Annotated in this window: 10 protein-coding genes; all 10 read right to left on the bottom strand. The window is 38.8% G+C overall.

What is annotated here, in order from left to right:
- Positions 1–73 precede the first annotated feature (73 nt).
- Complete coding sequence (coaE, locus tag ACO1DI_RS08460; protein ID WP_014458051.1) at positions 74–670, bottom strand: dephospho-CoA kinase; 597 nt, start codon at positions 668–670, stop codon at positions 74–76.
- A gap of 23 nt (positions 671–693) precedes the next feature.
- Positions 694–1,323 carry a sporulation membrane protein YtaF gene (gene ytaF / locus ACO1DI_RS08465; protein WP_014458050.1) on the bottom strand — a complete coding sequence of 210 codons (630 nt, stop codon included), beginning with the start codon at positions 1,321–1,323 and terminating at the stop codon, positions 694–696.
- A 60-nt stretch (positions 1,324–1,383) separates the two neighbouring features.
- A complete protein-coding gene (mutM, locus tag ACO1DI_RS08470; RefSeq protein WP_013059438.1) occupies positions 1,384–2,217 on the bottom strand; it encodes a DNA-formamidopyrimidine glycosylase in 834 nt (277 codons plus the stop codon).
- A gap of 21 nt (positions 2,218–2,238) precedes the next feature.
- Positions 2,239–4,866 (bottom strand): DNA polymerase I, encoded by a 2,628-nt coding sequence (gene polA / locus ACO1DI_RS08475; RefSeq protein ID WP_014458048.1) that lies wholly within the window; start codon positions 4,864–4,866, stop codon positions 2,239–2,241.
- 328 nt (positions 4,867–5,194) lie between these two features.
- Complete coding sequence (gene pnpS, locus ACO1DI_RS08480; RefSeq protein WP_014458047.1) at positions 5,195–6,967, bottom strand: two-component system histidine kinase PnpS; 1,773 nt, start codon at positions 6,965–6,967, stop codon at positions 5,195–5,197.
- On the bottom strand, positions 6,960–7,676 hold the full coding sequence (locus ACO1DI_RS08485; protein WP_013085192.1) for a response regulator transcription factor: 717 nt from the start codon (positions 7,674–7,676) through the stop codon (positions 6,960–6,962). Before ACO1DI_RS08485 ends, pnpS begins: the two co-directional genes overlap by 8 nt.
- A gap of 178 nt (positions 7,677–7,854) precedes the next feature.
- Positions 7,855–8,331, bottom strand: coding sequence for a MaoC family dehydratase (locus ACO1DI_RS08490; RefSeq protein ID WP_042992413.1), 477 nt, complete (start codon positions 8,329–8,331; stop codon positions 7,855–7,857).
- Positions 8,332–8,468: 137 nt separating this feature from the next.
- Positions 8,469–9,407 (bottom strand): malate dehydrogenase, encoded by a 939-nt coding sequence (gene mdh / locus ACO1DI_RS08495; RefSeq protein ID WP_013085194.1) that lies wholly within the window; start codon positions 9,405–9,407, stop codon positions 8,469–8,471.
- A 28-nt stretch (positions 9,408–9,435) separates the two neighbouring features.
- On the bottom strand, positions 9,436–10,728 hold the full coding sequence (gene icd, locus ACO1DI_RS08500) for an NADP-dependent isocitrate dehydrogenase (RefSeq protein ID WP_255255780.1): 1,293 nt from the start codon (positions 10,726–10,728) through the stop codon (positions 9,436–9,438).
- Positions 10,729–10,803: 75 nt separating this feature from the next.
- Complete coding sequence (gene citZ, locus ACO1DI_RS08505) at positions 10,804–11,922, bottom strand: citrate synthase (RefSeq protein WP_014458044.1); 1,119 nt, start codon at positions 11,920–11,922, stop codon at positions 10,804–10,806.
- Between the last annotated feature and the right edge of the window lie 248 nt (positions 11,923–12,170).

The following is a 12,170-nucleotide window of genomic DNA, read 5'->3' on the forward strand; positions in this document are numbered from 1 at the left end:
GAGCTTAATTCTCCCTCAAGAATCAAGCTCGTTCGGATTTTCCTTCAGCTAACATACTTTTGTCCCAGCCTCTTTAATCTAGCCATAGGGCTAATATACTTAAAAGCTGTTGTTTTGTTTCCTCTACAGGTCCGTTGTTATTGATCACCGCATCGGCTAAGGCTACTTTTTGAATCAAAGGCAGCTGTGCGTGGATACGTGCATAGGCATCCTCCGTCGAGAGATCATTACGAGATTTTAACCTTTCTAGCTGCACAGGTTCATCGACATATACAACCACTACTTTATCGACTAAATGTGTCAAATCACTTTCAAACAGCAGCGGAATATCTAATACCACAGCATCGTATCCTTCCTCGATATACCTTTCCTTTTGAGAAAGCATTTCTTTTCTTACCGCAGGGTGTACAATTGCATTCAACTTTTTACGTTGTTCCTCTTGAGAAAACACAATTTCCCCTAAAGCCGCTCGATTGATCTCCGCATTTTCGTGAAGAACGGCACGGCCGAACGTCTCTACAATTTGGTTGTATGCTTCTTTTCCTGGTTCGACGACTTCTTTTGCAATGTGGTCAGCATCGATTACTGGAATATTAATATCTCTCAGCATTCCGGTTACCGTACTTTTTCCACTAGCAATTCCGCCCGTTAATCCAATTACAATTGACATTGGCCTCTCCTTTATCGCTTTATTTAAAATCTAAAAATACCTAAAATAATAAGCAGAACTCCCGGTAAAAAGGAAAACATTTTCATCCATGATAAACGTGAAAAAACTTTGCCAAACTGTATGCCCGCACTTAAAAAAAGTGAACTCATAAGAGCTACAGCAATTGCTAAAGCATACGGCGAATAACCTAATAAAGCTGCTCCAAACCCTGCTCCAAATGCATCAAGAGATAATGCAATTCCAAGTATAAATGCTTCAATTCCATTGATGGAACCTGAATTATCTAAATCTGCTGCAATTGGTTTTTTCAATACGTTAATGACTAAGCCAATTGACTTAATTTCAATTTTCACTAATGTTTTTTCTTCTTTCACTCGAGATGAATCTGCCGGACAAAAAAACTGGTATAAAATCCACATTCCAAGTAGAACAAGAATACCTCCGCCTACTTTATTTAGTACATCCACTGAAAATAGATGCGTAAGTACCTTTCCTAAAAACATAGAAAACATTAAAGAAAATGCTGAACAACATGAAATAATAAAAATGGATTTCAGCGGGATTTTCACCTTTCGAAGTCCGTATGTCAGGCCAACGCTAAAGCTGTCAAGACTTACGGCAAAAGCAAGAATAAGTAAAGAAAATGTTATCATGATGAGAGGACTCCTTTCCTTTCTGTCTATACGTAGTATATGAAAGGAGCCCATCCATTGTTATTTTTTAGCCGGCTGACAATTTGGGCAGATATGTGTTCCTCTACCGCCTACAACAAATTTTTCAATTGGGGTACCGCACATTTTACAGGATTCGCCTTTTCTTCCGTACACGTAAAGCTGCTGCTGAAACATGCCTATTTGCCCCTGTGTGTTTACATACGTGCGAATTGTGCTGCCCCCTTGTTTCACCGCTTCTTGAAGAGTCGCTACAATTTCTTCGTACAATTTTTCATACTCTTCGTCTGTTAATTGGCTGGCCACTCGTTCAGGGTGAATCCCTGCGCGAAATAGTGCTTCGTCTACATAAATATTCCCTAGCCCAACCACGACATTTTGATCGAGTAAAACCGGCTTGATTTTTCGAGAGGTTTTGCCGATTCGCATTTTTAACTGACTTGGATTAAATGTTTCGTCAAACGGTTCAGGTCCAAGGCCAATAAGAGGAGGAAACAGATCTTCCTCACCCTTTTTAAATAAGTGCATGGTACCAAATTTCCTTACATCCCGGTATCGTAATTCTGTTCCGTCGGTGAAGTGAAAAAAGACGTGTACATGTTTATCTGGTTCTTCTGCATTTTCATGGAGAGCATATTTTCCTTCCATACGCAGATGAGAAACCATCGTATAATCATCGAGTACAATTTTCAAAAACTTACCTCTGCGTTCAACATCTCGAATGGTTTGTCCAACAAGCGCGTCACAAAACTGCTCAACTTGCTCAGGACGTTTGATAATATTAGGCCATTTAACGGTTACACGCTCAATGGTCTTACCACTGGCTAATTCAATCAACGTACGTCTGACGGTTTCAACTTCTGGTAATTCTGGCACGTTTGTCACATCCTTTTTCCACTACTTTGCTTCGTACCAAGTCTTTCCGTAAGAATAATCTACTTTCAACGGAACTTCTAGCTCTAAAGCATGCTCCATTACTTCTGGTACGATTTTCTCTAAAATTTTAATTTCTTCTTCTGGGGCTTCAAAAATCAGCTCATCGTGTACTTGAAGCAGCAGCTTAGCCTGAAGATTTTCATCTTTTAAGCGCTTATCCATTTCAATCATTGCTTTTTTAATAATGTCAGCTGCTGTCCCTTGGATAGGCGTATTCATAGCCGTACGCTCAGCGAAGCTGCGGAGGTTAAAGTTTCGGCTCGTGATTTCAGGCAAGTAACGTCGGCGGTGCAAGAGCGTTGTTACATATCCCTTTTCTTTTGCATCGCGCACAATCGTATCCATATACTCCTGCACACCCGGGAAGCTTTTTAAATAGCGTTCAATAAAAGTAGCCGCTGCTTTTCTTGTAATCCCTAAACTTTGCGATAAACCGTAATCACTGATGCCATAGACGATTCCAAAATTAACTGCTTTAGCCTGACGGCGCATATTCGACGTTACTTCTTCTCTTTCGACGTGGAACACATCCATCGCTGTTTTCGTATGAATATCTAAGTCATGCTTAAACGCGTCAATTAACTTCTCATCATCTGCAATATGAGCCAGTACGCGCAGCTCAATTTGTGAATAATCCGCCGCAAATATTAACCAATCAGGCTGTGAAGGCACGAATGCACCTCTTATTTTTTTACCTTCTTCAAGACGAATCGGGATGTTTTGCAAGTTAGGATCTACTGAGCTTAACCTTCCCGTTTGAGTTAACGTTTGATTAAAGCGGGTATGAACTTTTCCATCGCTTTCATGAATAACTTTTTTTAAACCTTCAATATACGTAGACTGTAATTTTCCTAGCTGACGGTATTGTAAAATCTCTGGGATAATATCATGGGCGCTAGCTAATTGCTCTAATACATCGGCTGATGTGGAGTAGCCTGTTTTTGTTTTCTTTATGACTGGAAGCTGCATTTTTTCAAAAAGAACAACTCCTAGCTGCTTTGGTGAATTAATATTGAATTCTTGTCCAGCGTATTCGTAGATTTTCGCTTCAATTTTTTCAAGCTTTTCTCGGAGATCTTCCCCCATTTCATCCAAATGTGCACGATCAATTTTCACCCCTTGATATTCCATATCAGCAAGGACAATGGCAAGAGGCATTTCAAGCTTTTCAAACAGCTCAAACTGTTCATTTTCAACTAATTCTTTTTCTAACAATTCTTTTAAATAAGCTACGGCGGCTGCTTTTCTTGTAACATGCTCAGCTAGCTGATCAGCTTCCGCAATGCTTCGCTTAGCTCCTTTTCCATACACAGCTTCATCTGATTGCACTTGATGGTATCCTTTTAATTTTGCAATTGTCGCTAGATCATCATTTGATTCAGCGGGATTCAAGATGTAAGAAGCAATCATTACATCATGTTCAATTCCTTTAATTTCATGCCCCGCCCATTTTAACGATACAATCGTACGTTTCCCATTAAACACCGTCTTTTTTACACGCTCATCTTCTAACCATGCTTTAAATTTAGAAGATGAAAGAGCTGTATCTTTATCGATAAAATAGTGGCCATTTTTGTTGCTGATTCCAAAACCGAGCAGCTGATTGTGATGGTAGTTTTCTTCATACCCTTCTACGATCAGAGCTGCTTCGCTTGTTAACATATCATCATGAACTTCCTGCGCTATTTCAAACGCCAGGTCTTCAAAATCTGCTTCCTCTTCTGCTGATTCACCAAATTTAGCAAGCAGAGAATTAAACCCAAGCTCTTTAAATAATGAGATGACCTTTGAAGATTCAAACCCGTCATATTTTGCATCTTCTACAGATACTTCAAGAGGCGCTTCGCAATAAATAGTTGCAAGCTTTTTACTCATGATAGCTGATTCACGATTATCTTCTAGCTTTTCTTTTAATTTTTTACCGCTGACTTGATCGATAGATTCCAATACATTTTCAACCGTTTCGAACTCTTTTAATAGCTTTAAGGCTGTTTTTTCGCCGACTCCGGGCACGCCTGGAATATTATCCGAGCTGTCCCCCATAAGGCCTTTCATATCAATAATTTGTGCAGCCGTAATACCATACTTTTCATCAATGGCTGCAGGCGTATATGAATCGACATCTGTAATCCCTTTTCTCGTAATATCTACAGTTACATGTTCTGACACAAGCTGAAGTAAATCTTTATCCCCGGAAATGACTTTTACGGCCATTCCTTTTTGTTCAGCTTGTTTTGAAAGTGTACCGATAATATCATCTGCTTCATAATCAGGCAGTTCATAGCGCTTAATTCCATACGCATCTAATAACTCACGAATAAAGGGAAACTGCTCTGAAAGTTCAGGAGGCGTCTTCTGTCTGCCTCCTTTGTATTCTGTAAATGTTTTGTGGCGAAACGTTGTTTTCCCTGCATCAAAAGCCACCAGTAAATGCGTTGGCTTCTCTTCCTCTAAAATACGTGTCAGCATTGTAGTAAAGCCGTATATGGCATTTGTATGTATTCCTTTATCATTGTTTAAAAGCGGCAAAGCAAAAAATGCACGGTAGGCAATACTATTCCCGTCAATTAATACTAGTTTTTGTGTCATTCATGTTCCTCCATTTCGCTCTCTTCTTATCTTACCTTTATTTTAGCAAACAATAAGCTTTAAGGACAAAAAGTACTCTTGAATTCAACGTTTTATTTTCATGTGGTGATAAGATCTGCACGTCATAAAATAAAAACACCGCCTAGTTATTTTAGGCGGTGTAGCATGTGAATGGATAGAAATCGTCAAAAAGAATCGGCGAAAATAGCACGGTTAAAGCTATTTTCGCCTTACACATTGGCTCCTTGGATGAAGGGGTTTCCATGAAAAATTGTATCAATTAATTATTAAGCTACATTAAATAAATTGTAAAAGGAACGTAAACATTTTACATCTGCGGCAAATACTTGTGCAGCTTCACCGAAAAAGTTGTCCCTTTATTGACTTCACTTTTCACTTCAATTTCCCCTTTATGAGCTTCAACGAGATGTTTAACAATTGCTAATCCAAGACCTGTTCCTCCAGAATTACGGCTTCTTGCTTTGTCTACTCTGTAAAAGCGCTCAAAAATACGTGAAATTTCATCAGAATCAATACCGATACCTGTATCTTGAACATGAACCGTAATCGTTTCTTCTTCCTCTTCAAGCGAAACGTGAACAGTTCCTCCAGGCATTGTATACATGAGCGCATTGCCGATTAAGTTAACAAACACTTGCATAAGGCGCTGACTGTCACCATCAATCCACGCTTCTTCAGGAAGCGTATCTAACGTTAGCGTGATTTCTTTTTCAGTCGCTCGGTTTGATAGCACTGTCGTCACTTCGTAAAGAAGCGTATTCAGATCTACTGAATGAATGCTTAGTTTAAACCCTTGCTGTTCAACTTTAGACAAATCTAAAAGATCTTGAATCAAGCTCTCCATGCGCTGACTTTCCGTTAAAATGATAGATAGAAACTGCTGACGCAGCTGTGGATCTTCCATAGCACCGTCTAACAATGTCTCACTAAACCCTTTTATAGACGTAATAGGAGTTTTTAGTTCATGAGACACATTCGCTACAAAGTCACGGCGAACTTGTTCTAGTTTTTTCAGCTCGGTAATATCATGGAAAACAAGCACAATGCCTTTCCATTCATCGTTTAAGCCAATAATCGGCGCTCCGTAAACATCAAAATATCTTCGTTCAATATTTAAAGGCAGAACCACTTGTTTTCGAACCTTTACTTCCGTCATAAATATTTTTTCCACAAGCTTAATGATTTCTTTATGCTCAAATACCTCGTAATACAAATGATAAAGGAAGTCATCCGGATGTATATGAAACTGCTCTTTATAAGCTCGATTCACTAAATTTATATAGCCTCTACTATCGATAAGAAGCATGCCGCTTCCCATATTTTCAATTAGCGTGCGCAGCCTGTCCTGCTGCATTTCTTGATTAGTGATAGACTCTTGCAGATTACGAGCAAGTGCGTTAATAGACTGACTCAGCATCCCTGTTTCATCTACATAATCTTCATATGTACGAGCTTTATAATTCCCTTTTGCAAGTTCCATAGCCACCTTGGTTGCCGATTCAATAGGACGGGTATAGCGTCCCATAATCTTTACACCTAAGAGTAAAATCACAATCAAAGCTAGACCTAAGCTTCCAATAAGAAGGCCCCAAATTTGCTGATTTACTTGTTTTAATGAATCAAACGATGTACTCAGCACAACAAATCCCTCTTGCTTACCTTCTATAATAAGCGGGATACCATAGTAATATAAGTCGTAATCTTCTTTAATTTGATCAAAGCTTTTTTTACTGTTTAACTGCTTTTTTAATACTTGTTGGATTACGATACTTTTTTCGATTCTTTGCTGCTTGCTACCTGGATTTGAGTCAACTAATATTTTTCCGTCTTTTTGAACGATAGTCGTTCGTACACTTAGCGAATGGCTGATTTGATCAACTTTAGATTTTAAAGCAGGACTTGTGATACCTTCTTCGCTAATGTACATTTCTACAAGCTTTGCCTCTTTTTCCATTCGCTCTTGAAACGTCTGAAAATAAAAGTTTTTAAACAACTGTCCCAGCAGCAGGCCAAGACCTACTAATACAATAATAATAAGTACTAATAGAGCCAAAAGTAGCCTTGAACGAAATTTATTCATCTACCTTTGGTTCCTCCAGCTTATATCCTAATCCTCTAATCGTTTTTATATAAACAGGTTTTCGCGTGTTATGTTCAATTTTCTCACGCAAATGGCTGATGTGCACATCTACAATTCGCGTATCTCCGGCAAAATCATAATTCCACACTGCACTTAGCAACTGATCACGAGTTAATACCCGTCCTTTGTATTTTGCCAAATATAATAATAACTCGAATTCTTTCGGAGTAAGCTCAAGCTGCTCTTGATTAAAGTAGGCCTCATAATGATCTGGAAGAATTTTTAAATCACCAATCATGATGCGTTCGCCATCTTCCTCTTGTTCATTTTCCTGAGCAATAATTTGTGTTCTGCGTAAAATGGCTTTTACACGCGCTACTACTTCTCGAGGGCTAAATGGTTTCGTCATGTAATCATCTGCCCCAAGCTCTAGCCCTAATACTTTGTCGAACTCATCGTCTTTTGCAGTTAACATTAAAATAGGCGTCATCACTTTTTGCTGACGAAGCTTTTTACAAACTTCAATTCCATCCATCTTAGGAAGCATCAAGTCTAACACAATTAAATCCGGTTTTCCTTCTAGTGCCTTGTTGTATCCTTCTTCCCCGTCTTCAGCTGTTTCTACTGTAAAGCCAGCTTGTTGTAAATTATATTGTAATAATGTTGAAATTGATTGTTCATCATCTACGACTAATAATTTCTTACTCATATTAACGATATAAGCCTCCATCTAGTTAAATTAAACCGCAGCTTCATCCAAATGATATTATTTTCTATTTATCTTCTCTTATCATACAATGTTTTAGCCTCGTTCTCCAATATATTTCAACATTTTCAGAAAATATGGTCAAAGAGTTTCTTCTATATTTATAAATATTTAAGGCGTTTTAAAAATTTTCAAAGTCGTGTGTCTCTACTGATGGAAGTCTAAACGGCGGATACACAAGAAACCTTGCCGTTACTACTTTCTCTTTTTGCTCATTGACCGCTTCCACCTCAATCCTAACAGTTTTAGAAGAAACATCTACCTCTGTGACTTCAAACAAAAATTCAATCGTACTATAATGATGAATTTTTTTGGGGAAGGCAACCGTATGTTCTGCAACATGGCTTCCAGGTCCGGGCAAGTACTTTGAAATGGCTGCTGTCATAATACCGGTAATCATAATACTTGGCACAATAGGTTTCTTAAAAGGTGTCTGAGATGCGTAATCATGCTGAATGTATAAAGGGTTAGAATCATTTGTCAGCCCTAAGTACAATAAGATATCCTTATCTTCAATTCGTTCAGTTAGCGTTAATTTTTCTCCAACTTTGATATCTTCAATACTTCGGCCTATTTTTTGTTTTTTACCTAATACCATCATCATTCCACCTTTTGTATAAAGTAATAGCTTTTCTTTCTCCATATACAAGAAAAATTCGAGGTTTCCCCCGAATTTTCCTTGTGACTATTGTTTGAATATTGATAAAAACCTATACTCAAACCTATTTTATTGTATTAAGCTAATACACCCATGACAGTTTTAACTGATTTTGCTGATTGATCTAAAGAAGCTTTTTCAGAATCAGTCAGTTCTAATTCAATTACTTGCTCAATTCCTGCAGCTCCTAATACGGTCGGAACACCTAAGTAGATGCCGTTATAACCATACTCACCCTCTAGGTAAGCAATCGCTGGTAAAATGCGACGCTGATCTTTTAAGATCGCTTCTGTCATTTCAACTAAAGAAGCAGCAGGCGCGTAGTATGCACTTCCGTTACCTAATAAGTTAACGATCTCGCCGCCGCCTTTGCGTGTTCGTTCAACAATTGCTTCAAGGCGCGCTTTTGGAATAAGCGTTTCAAGAGGAATACCGCCAGCATATGAGTAGCGTACAAGAGGTACCATATCATCGCCATGTCCACCAAGTACAAAACCTGTGATATCTTTTACTGAAATGTTTAACTCCTGCGCTACGAACGTACGGAAACGTGCAGAATCTAATACGCCTGATTGACCGATTACGCGGTTTTTAGGAAAGCCAGATTCTTTAAATACTGTGTACGTCATAGCATCTACCGGGTTTGTTAACACGATAATATGACAGTTTGGTGAGTATTTAACAACTTCTTGAGTAACAGACTTCATGATCTTTTGGTTCGTTGTTACTAAATCATCGCGACTCATACCTGGCTTGCGCGCGATACCAGCTGTAATAATGACAATGTCAGAATCAGCTGTGTCTTCGTAGTTGGCTGTTCCTGTAATGTTAGCGTCAAAGCCTTGTACAGGACTTGCTTCTAACATATCCAGCGCTTTGCCTTTAGCTGGATTTTCTAATTGCGGAATATCAACTAATACAACATCAGCTAATTCTTTTTGACCAATTAAAAAAGCAGTTGTAGCTCCTGTAAAGCCCGCTCCGATAACAGATACTTTTTTACGCATATTTGCCATTATAATTCCTCCCCTAAATGAATAGCTATTAAACTGTTACTTGTTTTCCTAGATTGCTAATTAATTCATCAGCGAACTCTGAACACTTCACTTCTGTTGCACCATCCATTAAACGTGCGAAATCATATGTTACTACTTTTGAAGCAATTGTTTTTTCCATTGATTTCATGATTAAATCCGCTGCTTCGTTCCAGCCAAGGTGTTCAAGCATTAACACACCTGATAGTAATACAGAAGATGGGTTTACTTTATCTAAACCAGCATATTTAGGTGCTGTACCGTGAGTTGCTTCAAAGATAGCATGTCCAGTTTCATAGTTGATGTTTGCTCCTGGAGCAATTCCGATACCACCAACTTGCGCCGCTAACGCATCTGAAATGTAATCTCCATTTAAATTCATTGTTGCTACTACATCGAATTCACGTGGACGAGTTAAAATTTGTTGTAAGAAGATATCTGCAATTGAATCTTTTACAATAATTTTTCCTGCTGCTTCCGCTTCTGCTTGAGCTTTGTTTGCAGCCTGCGCACCTTCTTTTTCAACGATGCGGTCATATTGTGCCCAAGTAAATACTTTATCACCGAATTCTTTTTCAGCTAGCTCATAACCCCAGTTTTTAAATGCGCCTTCTGTATATTTCATAATGTTTCCTTTGTGTACAAGCGTCACAGACTTGCGGCCTTGTTCAATTGCATAGTTGATTGCTGCACGCACAAGACGCTCTGTTCCTTCAGAAGAAATAGGCTTAATACCTAACCCAGAAGTTTCAGGGAAACGGATTTTATTTACGCCTAATTCCGTTTGTAGGAACGAAACAAGCTTTTGTACTTCTTCAGAACCCTTCGCATATTCAATACCAGCATAAATATCTTCAGTATTTTCACGGAAGATAACCATATCTGTATCTTCAGGGCGCTTAATTGGAGAAGGTACGCCGTCAAAGTAGCGAACAGGACGTAAGCATGTGAATAAGTCTAATTCTTGACGCAATGCCACGTTTAGAGAACGAATGCCACCGCCTACTGGTGTTGTTAATGGTCCTTTGATTGCAATTATGTATTCGCGAATTGCATCTAACGTTTCTTCCGGTAACCATTCGCCAGTTTGATTAAATGCTTTTTCACCTGCTAATACTTCTTTCCAAACGATTTCTTTTTCACCATTGTATGCTTTTGCAACCGCTGCTTCTAATACGCGAGAAGCTGCTGCCCAGATATCCGGACCAATTCCGTCACCTTCGATAAATGGAATAATTGGGTTATTTGGTACGTTTAACACGCCGTTTGCTACAGAAATTTGTTCACCTTTTGTCATGAGAATGACCTCCTTAAAAAATTTGTCTACTTTCACTTATGGAAAAGTGCTCAACGAACGTGAGCACCTTCGTCACATTGTTTAGCTGCGCTCTTCAAGCGGAATGTACGTTTGTTTTCCAGGACCGATATAATCAGCTCTTGGACGAATCAAACGATTGTTTGAATACTGCTCTAAAATGTGAGCAATCCATCCTGATACGCGGCTCACGGCAAAGATCGGAGTAAATAGATCGTGATCAATGCCTAAGCTGTGGTATACAGAAGCTGAATAGAAATCAACGTTTGGCGGAAGCTTTTTCTCGCCTGTTACGATCTCTTCAATTTTCACTGACATATCGTATAGCGTTGTATCTCCTGCTTGTTTGGTAAGTTTTTCAGACATTTCTTTCAAGTGCTTGGCACGAGGATCACCCTGCTGATACACACGATGTCCAAATCCCATAATCTTTTCTTTTTTCGCGAGCTTTTCGCGAATGTAAGGTTCTGCGTTTTCAACTGTTTGAATGTCAGACAACATTTTCATAACAGCTTCATTCGCTCCCCCGTGAAGAGGACCCTTTAACGCTCCAATAGCGGCTGTAATTCCTGAATAAATATCAGATAATGTTGCCACACAGACACGAGCTGTAAAAGTTGAAGCATTTAGCTCATGGTCAGCGTGTAAGACAAGTGCCTTATCAAATGCCTCTACTTGGATATCAGTTGGCTCTTCGCCGGTTAACATATATAAAAAGTTAGCGGCAATGCTATAGTTTTCGTTTGGCTCAATTGGCTCTAATCCGTTACGGACTCTTGAAAAAGCCGTTACCACCGTTGGTAATTGTGCTTGCAAACGAACAGCTTTGCGATAATTTGCTTCTTCATCCATTAAATCAGCTTCAGGATCGTACAACCCCAATAGTGATACGACTGTTCTTAAAGCTGCCATTGGATGAACATCTTGAATTGGATAAGTTTTGAAATGATCTAAGACTTCTTGGGGTAATTTAGCGTTTTCTGCTAGTAATCTAGAAAACACAGATAATTCTTCTTTGTTAGGTAATTTTCCGTGCCATAGTAAATACACCACTTCTTCAAATGTTGCATAATTCGCTAAATCATCAATATTGTAGCCTTGATATGTTAAAGTGTCATCAATAATTGAACTTACTGCTGACGTTGTAGCGACTACCCCTTCTAGACCTCGAGTTGCTGTCATAAATCTCCACTCCTTTACAGAAAAAATTCCCCATACCTTTCTGTGTAAAACGTGAAAAACAAAATTGAGCCTCTGCTCAACTAGACATTAAATGATATACGAAGCGCCTCTTTTGAATATATATCTTGGAAGAACATTCCTTCACCCCACGTAAAGAAAATGCTTACATTTCCATTTGTTTCAATAACACACAAAATCAAAACATCTGCATGTGTCATTGCTTTGTTACAGCCCTATAGGTAAAACAT

It is taken from the genome of Priestia sp. 40 (assembly GCF_049368575.1).
In the GTDB taxonomy this organism is placed as follows: Bacteria; Bacillota; Bacilli; order Bacillales; family Bacillaceae_H; genus Priestia; species Priestia zanthoxyli.